Below are 17,220 nucleotides of genomic sequence, written 5' to 3' on the forward strand. Positions count from 1 at the left end.
AGGCACTGGGCCGATCGCCATCTTCTACGGCGCGGCCCGCTACCCCTTCGAGCTGGCCCGGCAACGGGAGCTGGTCGAGGACTACGCCGACGCGATGGGCCTCAACCTGGTCACCGAGTTCCACGACCGACAGCAGCGCCAGTACGGCCTGGGCATGCTGCTCGATGCCTGCCAGCGCGGTGGGGTGGCGTACGTCATCACGGCGGGCTGGCCCACCCCCAACCTCACCACAGCCGAAGCTGACGCGGTCGTCGACCAGCTCACCCAGGCCGGCACCCACCTGGTCTGCCTCAATACCTGGCAGCCGGGCGACGGTGAGCCGCCTGCCTGGTGGAACGACGAAGAAGGCGCATGGATGCGCCAGCTCGATGAGCTGAGAGAACAAGAACGCCAGCAGCGCGAGCAAACCAGCGAACACAGCAAGCCTGGCGAAACCGGTGCGGACAGCCAGGTCAACCAGGCCGGTAAAGCAGTTGACGGCACAGATGCCCGCGAGACAAGCAAAGCCGGCGACGCCAGCGTAACCAGTACGACCAGTCAAGCCAATGAACAGCATGAGGAGGTGCACCATGCCTGACGCACTCGCCCCTGATCCCTTCACCGCCATGGCCGCCCAGCTCACCCCCAAGCGGGCCGTCTCATACATCCGTGTCTCCACTCGGGAGCAGGCCCAGCGTGGTGGGTCGGAGGAGGGCTTCTCCCTGCCGGCTCAGCGGGAAGCGAATAAGCGCAAGGCCCAGTCAATGGGTGCGTTGGTCGTCAAGGAGTTCGCCGACCGGGGCGAGTCCGCCAGGTCTGCGAACCGCCCTGAGCTGCAGAAGATGCTGGCCTACCTCAAAGAAGATGGTGGGATCGACTACGTCATCGTCCACAAGCTCGACCGCCTAGCCCGCAACCGGGCGGACGATGTAGAGATAAACAGGGCCTTCGAAGAGGCCGGCGTCCGGCTGGTCTCCACCAGCGAGAACATCGACCAGACACCGGGCGGCATGCTCCTACACGGCATCATGAGCAGCATTGCTGAGTTCTACTCCCGGAACCTAGCCAATGAGGTCATCAAGGGGATGGGAGAAAAGGCCAGGAACGGCGGGACACTGGGCAAAGCACCGCTCGGCTACCTCAACGTCCGTGCCAGAGACGAGAACGGAAGAGAGGTCCGCACCATCGCCCTCGACGAGGAGCGCGCACCGCTCATCCGGCTGGCCTTCACCGAGTATGCGACCGGTAACTGGACGGTGCGGCAGCTAGCCGACCATCTCAACACTCTCGGCCTGAGTATCCCACCCACGCCACGGCGCTGTGCCAAGCCCATTACGGCCACGCGCCTGCACGAGATCCTGCGTCACCCCTACTACAAGGGCATCGTCACGTTCCAGGGCGTGGAGTACCCCGGCAAGCATGAGCCGCTGGTAGATAGCCAGACCTGGCAGACCGTCCAGGCCATCCTGGCCTCACGCCGCTACGGGGAGCGCCAGCGCATCCACAACCACTTCCTCAAGAGCACGGTTGTCTGTGGCCAGTGCGGTGCTCGCCTGTCCGTCCAGAATGCCAAGAACAGCAAGGGCACCATCTATCCCTACTTCGTCTGCGCCCGCCGCTGCCGCCTCCACGACTGCGCCTTCACCGCCGTCCTCATCGACGTCGTCGAAGACCGGATGGTAGAGCTCTACCGAACCATCCAGCTCAGCGCAGCAGACAGAACGCAGATCGAGCGCTACCTCCACGACGAGCTAAGCCAGATCGAAGGAGACAAGGCCAAAGCAGTGCGCTCCCTCACCACCCGGCGCACCAACATTGAAGACAGACGACGTCGTCTCCTCCACGCCCACTACGAAGGAGCGGTGCCCCTTGACCTACTCAAAGAGGAACAAGCCAAGCTCACGAGCGAGCTTGACCATATTGAGCGCCAACTGGCCGCCTACCAAGCCGACGCCGCTGAAGTCCGCCAGCACCTCACCCAGGCCCTTGACCTCATCGAAGACTGCCACCGCCTCTACCAAGCTGCCCCAAACCACCTGAAGAAGCTGCTCAACCAGGTGTTCTTCCAGCGGGTGCTGGTCAATCCACTCGTCGATGAGGAGGGACGGGTCATCTTGCCTAGCACAGGCGATGGCACGAGCGATGCTGCCAATGCTGGCGGGCCAGCGGATAAGGATGCAGCAGGTGAGGAGACGGGCGGTGAGGACAGCGCTCGAGAAGAAGGAACTGGCGATGCCAGCGGGGGAGGGGCTGCACCGCACTCTGTCAACCTCGCCGACACCGGCTCCAGCACTCGCCTCAGCGCCCTGCTCACCTCACCCTTCGACCAGCTGGCCAGCCCCAGCCTGCACGCCGCCGCCCATGCGCACCACCTGCAGCATGCGGCTCAGCCTGACAACTCGATCACGTCGCACACCGCTGACGATGAGCCCACGAGCCCCACAACACAAACAACGCCCACCCTGGTGGGTGAGCGTTGTTCAACATCTGGAACCGCAACCCAGCCTGTTTCGACTGGGGTGGGTTCGGGTAAGAGCTTGTTGGTACCTCCGATGGGACTCGAACCCACAACACTCCGATTTTGAGTCGGATGCCTCTGCCAATTGGGCTACGGAGGCACGCCGCCGGCTCTGCGGGGGCGCTAACAGCGAGATCATACTAGGATCGCAGCCGTGAGCAATGAGTCCAGCACCACCAAGTCCCGCCGGGTGCTCGTCGCCGAGGACGAGACCCTCATCCGCCTTGACATCGTCGAGACTCTCACCGATGCCGGCTACGAGATCGTCGCGGAGGCCGCAGACGGTGAGGAGGCCGTCCGCCTGGCTGATGAGCATGACCCTGACCTGTGTGTTCTTGACGTCAAGATGCCGGTGACCGACGGCATCACCGCGGCGGAGAGAATTCTCGAGAAGCACAACTGCGCCGTCGTCATGCTGACCGCCTTCTCCCAGACCGAGCTCGTCGAACGAGCCAGCGCCGCCGGCGCCATGGCCTACGTCGTCAAGCCCTTCACCCCGGCGGATCTCATCCCGGCACTTGAGATCGCCATGTCACGGCACGAGGAGATCCTCTCCCTGGAGAGTGAGATCTCCGACCTCACCGAGCGCTTCGAGACCCGTAAACGCGTTGACCGGGCCAAGGGACTGCTCATGGAGCGCATGGGGCTGAGCGAGCCGGAGGCGTTCCGCTGGCTGCAGAAGACCTCCATGAACCGGCGTCTGACCATGCGCGAGGTGGCCGACGCCGTCATCGAACAGGTCGGTTCGGCCAAGAAGGACTAAGCGTCCACTGATCGCCCTCTGCGGTGCGGAGCCTCAGGTGAACAGGCTGCGCAGCGTCCCGACGGCGATGGTCCGCTCCTCGTCGTCAGTGACCGTCACCTGGTAGACCACGGTGCGACGGCCGCGGTGAAGAGGAACGGCGGTGGCCTTCACCCAGCCCTGGGACACGGAGCGCAGGTGGCTGACCGTCAGCTCCGCCCCCACCGGGACGGCACCGTCGGGCGCCGCCGCGCGCGCGGCCACGGAGGCAGCCGTCTCAATGATCGCAGCGGTGGCACCGCCGTGCAGGATTCCGACGACCTGTCGGGCGCCATCGACCGGCATCCGGACCTCGGTCCGATTCGCGTCACGAGTCACCACCTCCATCCCGAGGGTCTCCATGAGCGTGCCCTCCTCACTGTCCTCCAGCACCGCGTGCAGTGCTGAGGAGGCGGAGACGGCAGAGCCCGCGGGACGCGGATCCGGGTACGGGCGCCGGGCAGGGTCCGGGAAGGCCACGGCGGAGGCACTCGCTCCGGAGTAGGAGGCCGCAGTGACGCGGCCTACGGGGCCCAGCGGCCCGACGACCGCCGGCGAGCCGGGGGAGTCGGCGGAGGCAGGAGAGGCCTGAGAGTCACTGGAGCCCCCTACGCTGATGGGGGAGAGGGGCGAGTCGGACTGTGGATGGGTCATGGGCCTAGGCTGGCACGGTGAGCACCACCGAGACCAGCCCTGCGACGAGTCCAACACCTCAGTCCCCCTCGGATCCGGTACCCGAACGGCTTCTTCTCATTGACGGACACTCGATGGCCTTCCGCGCCTTCTACGCGCTGCCCGTCGACAACTTCACGACGTCGACGGGGCAGTCCACCAACGCCGTCCACGGCTTCGTGTCCATGTTCCTGTCGCTGCTGGACAATGAGCGCCCCACCCACGTGGCGGTCGCCTTCGACCTGCCGGGAGGCACCTTCCGCACTGAGGAGTACGCCGAGTACAAGGGAACCCGCGATGAGACGCCGCAGCCCTTCCTCGGGCAGGTCGAGCTCATCCAGGAGGTCCTGGAGGCCATGGGCGTCACAGCGCTGACCGCGCCGGGCTACGAGGCCGACGACATCCTGGCCACCCTGGCGACCTCTGCCCAGGCAGAGGGCATGGAGGTCCTCATCTGCTCCGGAGACCGCGACTCCTTCCAGACGGTCACCGAGCGGTGCACCGTGCTCTACCCGGTCAAGGGCGTGTCAACACTGCGTCGCATGACGCCTCAGGAGGTGGAGGAGCGCTACGGGGTGACGCCCGAGCGCTACCCGCACCTCGCCGCCCTGGTTGGCGAGACCAGCGACAACCTCCCCGGAGTCCCGGGCGTGGGCCCCAAGACCGCCGCCAAGTGGATCAACCTCTACGACGGGCTCGACGGCGTCATCGCTCATGCGGACCAGATCAAGGGCAAGGCCGGCCAGTCGCTGCGCGACCACCTCGACGACGTCGTGCGCAACCGCCGCCTCAACCACCTGCTCACCGACCTGGATCTCGGAGTCGTCCCGCGCACCGACCTGCGCCTTGCGGGTGCCGACCGCGCCGGCCTGGCACGCGTGTTCGAGGCCTTGGAGTTCCGCACCCTGCACCAGCGGGCGCTGCGCATCCTGAGCTTCACCGACACCTCCGACCACGCCGAGCCGGGCGAGGCAGAGGAAGCCGGCGCTTTGAACGCACTGAGCGACCTGGAGATCGTCTCGCTGGGACACGATCTTGCCGCGGGGCAGCTGGCTGACTGGTTGGAGGCCGGCCTGCCGGCAGATGGCGACGACGGCACCCGCCCCCTGGGCGTCGATGTTGTCGGCATCCTCAGGCCGGTGGAGGGCGATGCCGTGCTCGTGTCGCTGTCCGATGGCTCTCGGGCGGTCGTCATCGACCTCGCCGAGATCCTGCCCGGGGACGAAGCCGTCCTGGCCCGGCTCCTGTCCGACGTGGAGCGCCCCAAGCTCGTCGCTGACGCGAAGGGCAGCTGGCACGCGCTGAGCGCCCGGGGGCTCACGCTCGACGGCGTCGTCGCAGATCTCTCGCTGGCCGGCTACCTGTGCCGCCCTGAGCAGCGCAGCTATGACGTCGACACCCTCACCCAGCGCTGGCTCGGCATCGACCTGGCCTCCGTCAACGAGAACGGAGCCAGGGGCGACGGTGGCCCTGGCGACTCCCAGAGCGCCTTCGACCTCGAGGCCCTCACCTCCGAGGCCGTTCCCGCATCCCACCTGGCCAGTGCACGTCGGGCCGCCGCCCTGCTCCCGCTCCAGGCCGTGCTCGATGAGCAGATGGCGGCTCGTGATGTCACCGGACTGTTCACCGACCTGGAGATGCCCGTGGCCGCGACCCTGACCGTCATGGAGAACGCCGGTATCGCCGTCGACGACGCCGTGCTCCAAGCCCGCCAGACCGAGCTCGACGCCCGCGTGACCCACGCCGCTGAGGGCGCCTACGCCGCCGCCGGGCGAGAGCTCAACCTCTCCAGTCCCAAGCAGCTCCAGGCCGTCCTGTTCGACGAGCTGAAGATGCCCAAGACCCGCAAGACCAAGACCGGCTACACCACGGACGCCGATGCCTTGGCCGGGCTGTATGCCAAGACCTCCCACCCCTTCCTGGAGCACCTTCTTGAGCACCGCGACGCCATCAAGCTGCGGCAGACGGTTGAGGGACTGCGCAAGGCGATCCAGCCCGACGGTCGCATCCACACCACCTTCCAGCAGACCATCGCCGCCACGGGGCGCCTGTCCTCCACCGACCCCAACCTGCAGAACATCCCGGCCCGTCACGAGGAGGGAATGCGCATCCGTGAGGCCTTCACCGTCGGCGAGGGCTATGAGTGCCTCATGACCGCCGACTACTCCCAGATCGAGATGCGCATCATGGCGCACCTGTCCGCAGACCAGGCGCTGATCGAGGCCTTCCGCAGCGGGGAGGACCTGCACCGCTACGTCGCCGCCCTCGTCCACGGCATCAGGGTCGAGGACGTCACCGCCCAGCAGCGCAGCCACGTCAAGGCCATGAGCTATGGACTGGCCTACGGTCTGTCGACCTTCGGGCTGGCCCGTCAGCTCGGTATCGACAACGCCGAGGCGGCGGATCTGAGGAACGCCTACTTCGCCAGGTTCGGGAAGGTTCACGACTATCTGGAGTCCGTCGTGGAGCAGGCGCGCCGCGACGGATACACCGAGACGATGTTCGGGCGCCGGCGCTACCTGCCCGACCTGACCAGCGACAACCGGCAGCGCCGTGAGATGGCTGAACGGGCCGCCCTCAACGCTCCCATCCAGGGCAGCGCCGCCGATATCGTCAAGAAGGCCATGATCGACGTCGACAGCGCGCTGAGCGAGCAGGCACTGGCAAGCCGCATCCTCCTGCAGATCCACGACGAGCTCCTCATCGAGGTCGCGCCCGGAGAGGCCGAGGCGGTCGAGGCCCTCCTCAAGGAACAGATGGGCGGGGCGGCAGAGCTCTCGGTCCCCCTGGACGTCGCTGTCGGACGAGGACGCACCTGGCGTGAGGCCGCCCACTAGAGGACCCTTCCAGGACCCGCGCTCTCGGCCGAAGAAGCCGGTGATATATGAATGAGATCGGCACGTCATCCTTTTGACATCAAGTCGTCAGATGACGTGAGCGATTGCACGTACGTACGGGATAATGCTTGAGCATCGTCTAGTTACGGATTCGTCACGTACTGCTAAGGTTCACTCGTGCGCTTCTGGGCGTCTCCTATGAGACTGATCCAACCAGGATGATGAATTGGTCCGGGCCGATCCACGTTACTGGGGAGCGCGCAGTCCCTATCAACCCGATCCAACTATCCGTATTCGGAGCATCCACTCAATGACAACCACTACGCCCAGCCCCGCCCCGGTCGCCGTCAACGACATCGGTTCGACCGAGGAGATCCTCGCCGCCGTTGACGAGACCATCAAGTACTTCGATGACGGCGATATCGTCGAGGGCACTGTCGTCAAGGTCGACCGCGATGAGGTCCTCCTCGACATCGGCTACAAGACCGAAGGCGTCATCCTCGCTCGCGAGCTGTCCATCAAGCATGACGTCGACCCCGATGAGATCGTCTCCGTCGGTGATGAGATTGAAGCCCTCGTCCTGCAGAAGGAGGACAAGGAAGGGCGTCTGCTCCTGAGCAAGAAGCGCGCGCAGTACGAGCGCGCCTGGGGCACCATCGAGCGCATCAAGGAGGAGGACGGCGTCGTCACCGGCTCCGTCATCGAGGTCGTCAAGGGCGGTCTCATCCTGGACATCGGCCTGCGCGGCTTCCTGCCCGCCTCCCTGGTGGAGATGCGTCGCGTTCGCGACCTTCAGCCCTACGTGGGCCGTGAGCTCGAGGCGAAGATCATTGAGCTGGACAAGAACCGCAACAACGTGGTCCTCTCCCGTCGCGCCTGGCTCGAGCAGACCCAGTCCGAGGTCCGCACCAACTTCCTGCAGACCCTGCAGAAGGGGCAGGTCCGCTCCGGTGTCGTGTCCTCCATTGTCAACTTCGGTGCCTTCGTGGACCTGGGCGGCGTCGACGGTCTGGTCCACGTCTCCGAGCTGTCCTGGAAGCACATCGACCACCCCTCCGAGGTCGTCGAGGTCGGCAACGAGGTCACGGTCGAGGTCCTGGACGTCGACTTCGACCGCGAGCGCGTCTCCCTGTCGCTCAAGGCGACCCAGGAGGACCCGTGGCAGGCCTTCGCCCGGACCCACGCCATCGGCCAGGTCGTTCCCGGCAAGGTCACCAAGCTGGTTCCCTTCGGTGCCTTCGTCCGCGTCGAGGACGGCATCGAGGGCCTGGTCCACATCTCCGAGCTGGCGCAGCGTCACGTCGAGGTCCCCGAGCAGGTGGCCAAGGTCGGAGACGAGGTCTTCGTCAAGGTCATCGACATCGACCTGGAGCGTCGTCGCATCTCCCTGTCGCTGAAGCAGGCCAACGAGGGAGTCGACCCGACGTCGGAGGACTTCGACCCCAGCCTCTACGGAATGGCGGCCGAGTACGACGAGCAGGGCAACTACAAGTACCCCGAGGGCTTCGACCCGGAGACCAACGAGTGGCTCGAGGGCTACGACGCCCAGCGCGAGGCCTGGGAGGCCGAGTACGCGGCTGCTCACGCCCGCTGGGAGGCCCACAAGGCCCAGGTCGCCAAGGCCCTGGAGGAGGAGCGGGAGTCCGGTGCTCCGGCGGCCCCCGCGGGCGGCACCTCCTACTCCTCGGCTCCGTCGGAGGCCTCTGGCACGCTGGCCTCCGATGAGGCCCTGGCCGCTCTGCGCGAGAAGCTCACTGGTAACTGAGCATCCGCACCTCTTCACTGATCAGAACTGATCTCTGACATCATCTGAGGGTCTCTGCCTGCGAAGCAGGCAGAGACCCTCAGATGTCGGTGCCTTCTCCCCATCGCTCGGGCACCTCACCTGTGCCATGCTGTGGCCGGGGCCGGCGCTCCCTGCTTCCCAGGAGCAGGAACCTGTACGTGACGACCGTTGGAGACGATATGAGCTATTGGGGCGACATTGCCCGCGCTCTGGAGGATGTCGACCCCGTCTGCCCCAGTCGCGCCGCTGCAGCGGCCCTGTGGAAGGCGATCGCCGCCGACGACGGCGAAGGGGCGGCTGCGGGAAACGCGCCCGGCCAGGTGGTGCAGGCGGTCTGCGCCGTCGACCGGGCGTGGCTGGTTCAGCTGGGCCAGGACCCGGACACGAGCAGGAAGAGCCTTGAGCAGGCGATCGCCTTCTGTCAGGGGATTCGGGCCGCCCACGGCTGCTCGACGCTTCCACTGCGCTACGCCCAGGTGGAGCTGTCCGCCGTCCTCGGCCTCAGGGACGAGGCCCTCGAACAGCTCCGTGAGGCCAGACTCTTCTCCTTCGGCAAGGCCGACACCGGAGCCGTCCTGGCCACCGCCCGCATGCATGACGACTACTCCGGCGTCATCAGCACAGCCACGGCCACCCCGAAGCGTGCCGAGGCCGATCCCCTGGAGACCGCGCGGGGGCTGGGGGCGGTGCTGGTTCCCTACCTGGCCCACCAACGGCTCGTTGAGGCCGAGGACGCCTTCGTCTCCTTGAGCCGGCTCGACCTTCCAGATGTCGTGTCACTCCAGTGCCTGGCGGACAGGCTCGAGTACCTGGGGCTGTCCTCCCAGTGGCAGCGGGCCATCGCGCTCATCCGTCACAGCCCCATGAAGGCCGTCTCGGAGGCCTCGGCCTGGCAGCTGATGAACACCGCTGTCGGACTGGCTCTCGTCATGCGGGAGGCCAACCGGGCTGATTACGGAAAGCATGCCCTGGGTGCCTCGCTGAGCTGGACGACGCCGTGGGGGAACCTGGAGCTCACGGCTTGGGACACCGTTGTCCATGCCTATGACGTCATGACCGCCTTCGTGCGTGGCATCGCCCACCGCTTCGACGTCCGCAACGGCAACAATGGCGTGTCGTACCGGGTTGAGATGCGCATGGCCGCTGAGGCCGCAGGTCTGGCCAGTCGGTCCTACGGGACGGTGACGAGCGCAGTGCCGGCTGATCGCGCCCGGCTGCGTAACCAGGGAGCGCTGCTCAAGGAGGTCCGTGAGCTGCTCACGCTGTCTCGCGGCTATGGCATGGAATCGGTGCGACAGCGCGCCATGTCGACCGCGGAAACGGTCAGCGCCTCGCTGTCGGAGGTGGTGGACGACTCCACCCTGGAGCTGGTCGTCGACCTCCGCCTGGCCTTCGGTCGGCTGCTGGCGGCACTGGGCGCCAATGAACGTGCGGAGAAGGAGCATCTCGACACGGCGGAGCTGAGTCTGAGCCAAGGGTGGACGGAAACGGCCTGCGCCGCCCTGGCTCTGGCCTCGCACGCCGCTCAGGCTCGTGGAGACAGCGCTTCCAGCGGCCGGATATGGCGCCAGTGCAGGGAGGCGATGGAATCCTGGCCGATCAACCGGCCAGGAGAACGCTGCGGGATACTCGTCGACGCCGTCGGCGACCCTCTGGTTGCCGTGCAGGTCCTCTCCGCGCTGGCGGAGGTCCTGGTTGACGGGGTGGAGGAGGACCACTCTCGCGCACCGATCATCCGCGAAGTCATCTCGCGGGCCTCGGAGCAGGCCTCCCGGTGCGTGAGTCCTCCGCAGGGCGCGGTGGAGTCGCTGGCCCGGGTCGAGGAGCGCATCGCTCCCTACGGGCGGGGCCGGGGAGGAAGAAGACGACCCGGATCAACCACGACGATCACGACTGACGGTCGGGCGGCTTCAGTGGGCGACTGACAGGGCGAGGCCGCGCCTTGTATCGCTGGTGACGCCAGTATCGCCGGCGCGCTGGCCCGGCTCGGGCAGGTCACGGCATGATGGGACCATGCGCCACACACCTGCCCCCTGTTCCACTCGCCGTCCGACGGATCGAGCCCTGCGCGTGGGGCTCACCGGTGGCATCGGTTCAGGCAAGTCGACGGTGGCCTGCCTGCTCGAGGAGCGTGGCGCGGTCGTGACCAGTGCCGACGAGGTCGCTCGTGACGTCGTCAGCCCGGGCAGTGACGGTCTTGCGGCAGTGGTGGCCGAGTTCGGGGAAGGAATCCTGGCCCCGGACGGCTCCCTGGACCGCAGCGCCCTGGGACGGCTGGTCTTCTCCGACGACCTGCGCCGTGTGCGCCTGGAGGAACTCCTCCTGCCCCTCATCGCAGCAGAGGCGTGGGCTCGGATGGACACGGTTCCGGCCGGGCAGGTGGCGGTCTACGATGTTCCTCTCCTTGTCGAGGGGCAGATGCAGGACCTGTTCGATCTCGTCGTCGTCGTCGAGGCCGAGCTCGAGCTGCGTCTGGAGCGGCTCACCACGCGAGGGATGACTCGTGACGAGGCACTGGCCCGTATCGCCGTGCAGGCCACCGACGAGGAACGCCGAGCCGTCGCCGACGTCATCGTGTCCAACTCTGGGACGCTGGAGGACCTGCGCGCCGAGGTCGACAGACTCTGGAGCACCCGGATCCTGGAGCCGGGAGCCACCGCCTGACGGCAGGGGAGGCCTTCCCATCGGCGGATACCGCGCCCACTCCTACAGTGAGGCGAGCAGCCACGGCGCCCCGGACGCCGTCGGGCCGGACGCATCAGTTCTACGAAAGGAACCGTCATGCCGCCTTCACCGATACAGACTCCCGCTCGTCGGAGCCTTCTGCTGCTCGGCGGCCTTGCTGCGGGCGGGATGCTCGCGGGCTGTGCCGCCATCCAGCAGCAGAACCGGGAGCCGACTGAGGAACCGAGCTCAGAGCCGAGCCCAGAGCCGGAACGGGACATGCCCAAGAAGCCGGTCCTGTACCTCTACCCCACGAAGACGATGGGCCTGTCGGTGTCCCTGGACTATGAGGGGACGCTGACCTACACCTATCCGACGCCGCAGACGCAGGCGGACGGCAGCGTCGCGTGGCAGGTGACGGCAGCACCTGACGGGGACCTGACCGACGCCTCGGGACGGCACTACCCGTCACTGTTCTGGGAGGGGGAGGAGCCGGCCACCCTCGCTCAGGACGAGGGCTTCGTCGTCGAGGCGGATGCGGTCACCGCCTTCCTGGAGGACAAGCTCTCCACCCTGGGGCTCAGTGAGCGCGAGGCGGCCGAGTTCATCACCTTCTGGGGGCCGCGGATCGCCCAGCGGGGCAGAGCCCTAGTCACCTTCGCCTCTGAGGAGTTCGCGCGCCAGGCCGTCTACCGCTTCACAGACCCCTCCTCGGGTGCCGAGATCGTCCCGGATACCTTCATCCGGGTCTACATCGTCGTCGGGGACGCGCCGCAGACAGCGGTTCGGGAGCAGAAGCTGGTGCCCGCACCCGCCCGGACCGGATTCACCGCCGTCGAGTGGGGCGGAACCGAGAGGTAGAGCCGGAAAGCGGACTCAGCCCGAGCAGCTGCTGCGTCGGGAGGCGGTGCGGGCAGGGCCGAGGGCGCCGACGATGGTGGCGGAGACGGCGACGATGAAAGCCATGAAAGTTCCTTGGACTCAGGGGATGAAGACGGGGCAGACGCGGGCCCAGTGAGTATCCACATGAACATGGAACGGGACGGCCCGACGTCCTGCGGAGATCACCGTAATAGGCGAAGTCGATTGGAAGGTTCCTTCCTGGACACAAAAACATATCTGTGTGGTGACAACCGGATCGCAGGATGATGAACGAGCCGCCCGCGCGATCAGAGGTGTCAATGGTGTCGGCCGGACCGCGTAGCCTGAGGGCATGCGTCCCGTTACCGAGCTCCAGCGCGCAGCCAAGCCCTTCGAGGTCGTCAGCCCCTACACACCCAGTGGTGACCAGCCCACGGCGATCGCCGAGCTGACCGAGCGCCTCCGGGCGGGGGAGAAGGACATCGTCCTGCTCGGTGCCACGGGAACCGGTAAGTCCGCGACGACCGCCTGGCTCGTCGAGCAGGTCCAGCGCCCCACCCTCATCCTGGAGCCCAACAAGACCCTGGCCGCTCAGATGGCCGCCGAGTTCCGCGAGCTTCTCCCGAACAACGCGGTGGAGTACTTCGTCTCCTACTACGACTACTACCAGCCCGAGGCCTACGTCCCACAGACGGACACCTTCATCGAGAAGGACTCCTCCATCAACGACGAGGTCGAGCGCCTGCGCCACAGCGCCACCAACTCCCTGCTCACCCGCCGAGACGTCGTCGTGGTCTCCTCGGTGTCCTGCATCTACGGCCTGGGCACCCCCCAGGAGTACGTGGACCGGATGACGCCCCTGGAGGTGGGCCAGCAGATCGACCGGGACGATCTCCTACGGCGCTTCGTGCAGATGCAGTACACCCGCAACGACATCGACTTCACCCGCGGCACCTTCCGTGTACGCGGCGACACGGTGGAGATCATCCCGATGTACGAGGAGCTCGCCATCCGCATCGAGTTCTTCGGAGACGAGATCGAGGCCCTGGCCACGCTGCACCCTGTGACCGGCGACGTCATCGACACCGTCGAGCAGGTCTTCGTCTTCCCCGCCTCCCACTACGTGGCCGGTCCCGAACGCATGCAGAAGGCCATCGAGGGCATCGAGGCCGAGCTCGCCGAGCGCCTGGCCCAGCTCGAGCACGACGGCCGGCTCCTGGAGGCCCAGCGCCTGCGAATGCGCACCACCTACGACCTGGAGATGCTGCAGCAGATCGGCATGTGCTCGGGGATCGAGAACTACTCCCTGCACATCGACGGGCGCGAGACCGGCACCCCGCCCAACACGCTCCTGGACTACTTCCCCGAGGACTTCCTCCTCGTCATCGACGAGTCCCACGTGACCGTCCCCCAGATCGGGGCCATGCACGAGGGGGACGCCTCCCGCAAGCGCACCCTGGTCGAGCACGGGTTCCGTCTGCCCTCCGCACTGGACAACCGCCCCCTGACCTTCGCCGAGTTCGAGGACCGCGTCGGTCAGACCGTCTACCTGTCGGCCACCCCGGGCGACTATGAGACCCAGCGCTCCGACGGCGTCGTCGAGCAGATCATCCGGCCCACGGGACTGGTGGACCCCAAGGTCGTCGTCAAGCCCACACAGGGACAGATCGACGACCTGCTCGAGGAGGTGCGCACCCGCGTCGAGCGCCAGGAGCGGATCCTGGTGACCACCCTGACCAAGCGCATGGCCGAGGACCTGACCACCTATCTCGCCGAGAGGGGCGTGCGCGTGGAGTACCTCCACTCCGACGTTGACACGCTGCGACGCGTCGAGCTCCTGCGCGAGCTGCGGCTGGGGCGCTTCGACGTCCTGGTGGGCATCAACCTGCTGCGTGAGGGCCTGGACCTGCCGGAGGTCTCGCTCGTGTCCATCCTGGACGCGGACAAGGAGGGCTTCCTGCGCTCGACCCGTTCCCTCGTGCAGACCATCGGACGTGCCGCCCGCAACGTCTCCGGCGAGGTCCACATGTACGCCGACACCATCACCCCGGCCATGGCCGAGGCCATCGAGGAGACTGAGCGCCGCCGCACCAAGCAGCTGGCCTACAACGCCGAGCACGGCATCGACCCGCAACCGCTGCGCAAGAAGATCGCCGACGTCACCGACATGCTCGCCCGTGAGGACGTCGACACCGCCGACCTCCTGGCTGGCGGCTACCGGGGCCACGAGGACTCATCGGTGCGGGCCCGACGCAAGCACGCCGCCGAGGCCACAGTGCGCGAGAAGCTCGCGGGCGCGGCACAGGGCGACCTCGCCGAGCTCATCAACGAGCTCACCCAGCAGATGCACGCCGCCGCCGAGGACCTCCACTTCGAGCTCGCCGCCCGGTTGCGCGACGAGATCCAGGACCTCAAGAAGGAGCTGCGCGCCATGCAGGCCGCCGACTGATCTCACAGCCATGAGTGCGTCGGCGGGGCTACGCCGAGAGGAAACGCCCCGTTAGACTCTCGGACGTTATACACGGAGGGGAGTACTCCCAACCAACGGCGACGTCGTCATCACGGCGGTGCGGGCACCACGTACGGTCCTGCGTTCCCGGCGTCGCGGCCAGAGCGGTACGCGCCTTGAGGGCCTGTGCACGTGGCGGGAGGAGACCTCCGGTACCAGTTCCGTACCGGAGGAGAACACGTGGACGTCCACATCCTGGGGTGGATCGGCCTGGCGGCCATCATCCTGGCCCTCATCGTGATCGACATTGTCGGTCACGTGCGCACCCCTCACGAGCCCACCATGAAGGAGGCCGCCGTCTGGTCGGTGGCCTATATCGCCATGGCGCTGGCCTTCTCCGGCATCGTCTGGTTCGTGTGGGGCGGGGGCTTCGCCCAGGAGTACCTGGCCGGCTACATCACCGAGAAGGCGCTGAGCATCGACAACCTCTTCGTCTTCGTCATCATGATGTCCTCCTTCAAGGTGCCCCGGAAGTACCAACAGGAGGTGCTGCTCGCCGGCATCGTCATCGCCCTCATTCTGCGGCTCATCTTCATCCTCGCCGGCGCCGCGCTCATCAATAACTTCTCCTGGGTCTTCTACTTCTTCGGGGCCTGGCTCCTGTGGACCGCCTTCTCCCAGGCCCGGGAGGGAGTCGAGGAACCCGACGACGACGATGAGGAGTACAGGCCCAGCGGCTTCGTCAAGCTCGTCGCCCGCGTCATCCCCATGACCGACGGCTTCGTGGGCGGAAAAGTCATTCACCGCCACGCCGGGCGCACCATGATCACCCCCATGATGCTGTGCATCATCGCCATCGGTACCGCCGACGTCATGTTCGCCGTCGACTCCATCCCCGCGATCTACTCCCTGACCGGCGAGCCTTTCCTGGTCTTCTCCGCCAACGCCTTCTCCCTGCTGGGCCTGCGCCAGCTCTACTTCCTCATCGACGGGCTGCTCGACCGACTCGTCTACCTCCACTACGGCCTGGCGGTCATCCTCGGCTTCATCGGCTTCAAACTCATCGTCCACGCCCTGCACACCAACGAGGTGCCCTTCATCAACGGGGGCCAGGAGTGGCACGCCATCCCCGAGGCGTCGATCGGAGTGTCCCTGGGCGTCATCATCTCCACCATCCTGGTCACGGTCATCGCCTCGATTCTCAAGTCGCGAGTAGATGCCCGGCGTGCCGAGGCCGCATCCTGAGGTCTCGGCCCCCAGGAGGAGGAGCACCCTCCGACTGATTCACTACTGTGTGACTCGTGAGTACGACGAGTCCCCCCGAGTCCCCGGTGATCGGGCTCAGCGCCGCCCAGGTCGCCGAGCGTGTCAGTTCCGGACGGACCAACGAGTACCGCGAGCGGACCTCCCGCAGTGCCGCCCAGATCCTGCGAGCCAATGTCTTCACGATCTTCAACGGCATCCTCGGCGTCGCGCTGGTCCTCGTCCTGGCACTGGGGCACTGGGCGGACGCTCTGTTCGGTTTCGTTCTGCTGCTCAACACCGCCACCGGGACCCTGACGGAGATCCGCGCCAAGCGCGCCCTGGACCGTCTGTCTGTGCTGGAGACGCCCCGCGCCGTTGTCGTCAGGGACGGGACCGAGACCGAGGTGGCGGTCGGCGAGGTCGTCCTCGACGACGTCGTACGGCTCCGGGCCGGACAGCAGGTGCCTGCTGACGGGGAGGTCCTGACCAGTGACGGCCTGGAGATCGATGAGTCGATCCTCACCGGTGAGTCCCGGCCCGTGCGCCCCGTGAGCGGAGCGCAGGTCATGTCCGGGACCACGGTGACGGCCGGGACCGGGCTGTTCCGCACCACCGCGGTCGGCGGGGACGCCTACGCCCACCGGCTGGCCCGGGAGGCCCGCAGGTACTCGCTCGTCGTCAGCGAGCTGCAGGCCGGGACCAACCGGGTGCTGCACTGGATCAGCTGGGTCATCGTGCCCGTGGCCCTCGTGCTGGTGTGGTCCCAGCTGCGGTTGAGCGGAAGCATCGCCGAGGCCTGGAGCAGCGGCGCCTGGCGGAACGCAGTCGTCGCCGGTATCGCGGGCGTGGTCAGCATGGTGCCCCAGGGCCTGGTCCTTCTGACCTCCGTCAACTTCGCCACCGCCTCCCTGTCCCTGGCCAGGCGCAACGTCCTGGTTCAGGAGCTGCCTGCCGTCGAGGTCCTGGCCCGGGTCGACACCCTGTGCCTGGACAAGACCGGCACCATCACCACCGGCCGCATCCGCCTCGGGGAGATCCAGGGCGCCGACGGCGGTCGGGCGTCCTGTGAGGTGCTCTCGGCGCTCGCCCTACTCAGTACGGTGGGGGAGCCCAACGCCACCGCCGACGCCATCAGGGAGGGGCTCAGCGATCCCGAGCGCCTCGGCGAGCACGGCCTCAGGGAAGTCCCGGAACCCGGCGAGGCGGCCTTTTCGACAGACGTCGAGTCGGTGCCCTTCTCCTCGCGCCGCAAGTGGTCCGCAGCTCGCGACCGCTCCGGCACCACCTGGGTGCTCGGCGCCCCCGAGATCCTCCTGGCAGGACACAGCGAGTCAGTACTGGATCGTGCTCGTCAGATCGCCGCGCAGGGAGCGCGCGTCGTGGCCCTGGCCCGCTCGCGCTCACCCTGGAGGCTGATTCCGGGGGGGG

General features: G+C 67.0%; 12 protein-coding genes, 1 tRNA gene and 1 pseudogene. 11 read left to right on the forward strand and 3 right to left on the reverse strand.

The annotated features are described in order from the left end of the window. Together HMPREF2883_RS03020 and HMPREF2883_RS15830 are read left to right on the forward strand one after the other, a co-directional pair. Positions 1-577: recombinase family protein (locus tag HMPREF2883_RS03020; protein WP_256277304.1), on the forward strand; the 577-nt coding region annotated here is incomplete at its 5' end. A 28-nt stretch (positions 578-605) separates the two neighbouring features. After that, positions 606-1,607, forward strand: a pseudogene (locus HMPREF2883_RS15830) (recombinase family protein); the annotation flags it as partial. A 246-nt stretch (positions 1,608-1,853) separates the two neighbouring features. Here the strand turns inward: HMPREF2883_RS15830 and HMPREF2883_RS15835 are convergent. Beyond that, entirely contained in the window at positions 1,854-2,240 is a 387-nt protein-coding gene (locus HMPREF2883_RS15835; protein WP_343283831.1) for a hypothetical protein, read from the reverse strand. A 280-nt stretch (positions 2,241-2,520) separates the two neighbouring features. Further along, a tRNA-Leu gene (locus HMPREF2883_RS03030) sits at positions 2,521-2,597 on the reverse strand. A gap of 54 nt (positions 2,598-2,651) precedes the next feature. Here HMPREF2883_RS03030 and HMPREF2883_RS03035 point away from each other — a divergent pair. Continuing rightward, complete coding sequence (locus HMPREF2883_RS03035) at positions 2,652-3,260, forward strand: ANTAR domain-containing response regulator (protein ID WP_009405613.1); 609 nt, start codon at positions 2,652-2,654, stop codon at positions 3,258-3,260. Positions 3,261-3,293: 33 nt separating this feature from the next. Here the strand turns inward: HMPREF2883_RS03035 and HMPREF2883_RS03040 are convergent, their stop codons facing one another. After that, positions 3,294-3,932, reverse strand: a complete 639-nt coding sequence (locus HMPREF2883_RS03040; protein ID WP_256277305.1) for a PaaI family thioesterase — start codon at positions 3,930-3,932, stop codon at positions 3,294-3,296. A 17-nt stretch (positions 3,933-3,949) separates the two neighbouring features. Here HMPREF2883_RS03040 and polA point away from each other — a divergent pair, with 17 nt between their 5' ends. The 8 genes from polA to HMPREF2883_RS03080 form a co-directional block, all read left to right on the forward strand. After that, positions 3,950-6,787 (forward strand): DNA polymerase I, encoded by a 2,838-nt coding sequence (gene polA / locus HMPREF2883_RS03045; RefSeq protein WP_070658922.1) that lies wholly within the window; start codon positions 3,950-3,952, stop codon positions 6,785-6,787. Between the two features lie 310 nt (positions 6,788-7,097). Further along, entirely contained in the window at positions 7,098-8,552 is a 1,455-nt protein-coding gene (rpsA, locus tag HMPREF2883_RS03050; protein ID WP_070658923.1) for a 30S ribosomal protein S1, read from the forward strand. 200 nt (positions 8,553-8,752) lie between these two features. Further along, positions 8,753-10,498, forward strand: coding sequence for a hypothetical protein (locus tag HMPREF2883_RS03055; protein WP_070658924.1), 1,746 nt, complete (start codon positions 8,753-8,755; stop codon positions 10,496-10,498). Positions 10,499-10,586: 88 nt separating this feature from the next. Then, on the forward strand, positions 10,587-11,237 hold the full coding sequence (coaE, locus tag HMPREF2883_RS03060) for a dephospho-CoA kinase (RefSeq protein ID WP_256277306.1): 651 nt from the start codon (positions 10,587-10,589) through the stop codon (positions 11,235-11,237). A gap of 117 nt (positions 11,238-11,354) precedes the next feature. Beyond that, positions 11,355-12,098 carry a transcriptional initiation protein Tat gene (locus HMPREF2883_RS03065; protein WP_070658926.1) on the forward strand — a complete coding sequence of 248 codons (744 nt, stop codon included), beginning with the start codon at positions 11,355-11,357 and terminating at the stop codon, positions 12,096-12,098. 352 nt (positions 12,099-12,450) lie between these two features. Then, a complete protein-coding gene (uvrB, locus tag HMPREF2883_RS03070; RefSeq protein WP_070658927.1) occupies positions 12,451-14,547 on the forward strand; it encodes an excinuclease ABC subunit UvrB in 2,097 nt (698 codons plus the stop codon). 240 nt (positions 14,548-14,787) lie between these two features. Further along, positions 14,788-15,792, forward strand: a complete 1,005-nt coding sequence (locus tag HMPREF2883_RS03075; RefSeq protein ID WP_070658928.1) for a TerC family protein — start codon at positions 14,788-14,790, stop codon at positions 15,790-15,792. A gap of 56 nt (positions 15,793-15,848) precedes the next feature. Beyond that, positions 15,849-17,220, forward strand: a 1,372-nt coding sequence (locus tag HMPREF2883_RS03080) for an HAD-IC family P-type ATPase (protein WP_141759013.1), incomplete at its 3' end; no start/stop codon positions are given.

The organism is Actinomyces sp. HMSC075C01, assembly GCF_001812965.1.
In the GTDB taxonomy this organism is placed as follows: domain Bacteria; phylum Actinomycetota; class Actinomycetes; order Actinomycetales; family Actinomycetaceae; genus Actinomyces; species Actinomyces acetigenes.

What these genes read in the sequence shown, in the direction of transcription:
- HMPREF2883_RS03040 (WP_256277305.1), bottom strand. Translation starts at nt 3,932, where the DNA reads ATGACCCATCCACAGTCCGACTCGCCCCTCTCCCCCATCAGCGTAGGG.
- rpsA (WP_070658923.1), top strand. Translation starts at nt 7,098, where the DNA reads ATGACAACCACTACGCCCAGCCCCGCCCCGGTCGCCGTCAACGACATC.
- HMPREF2883_RS03055 (WP_070658924.1), top strand. Translation starts at nt 8,753, where the DNA reads ATGAGCTATTGGGGCGACATTGCCCGCGCTCTGGAGGATGTCGACCCC.
- coaE (WP_256277306.1), top strand. Translation starts at nt 10,587, where the DNA reads ATGCGCCACACACCTGCCCCCTGTTCCACTCGCCGTCCGACGGATCGA.
- HMPREF2883_RS03065 (WP_070658926.1), top strand. Translation starts at nt 11,355, where the DNA reads ATGCCGCCTTCACCGATACAGACTCCCGCTCGTCGGAGCCTTCTGCTG.
- uvrB (WP_070658927.1), top strand. Translation starts at nt 12,451, where the DNA reads ATGCGTCCCGTTACCGAGCTCCAGCGCGCAGCCAAGCCCTTCGAGGTC.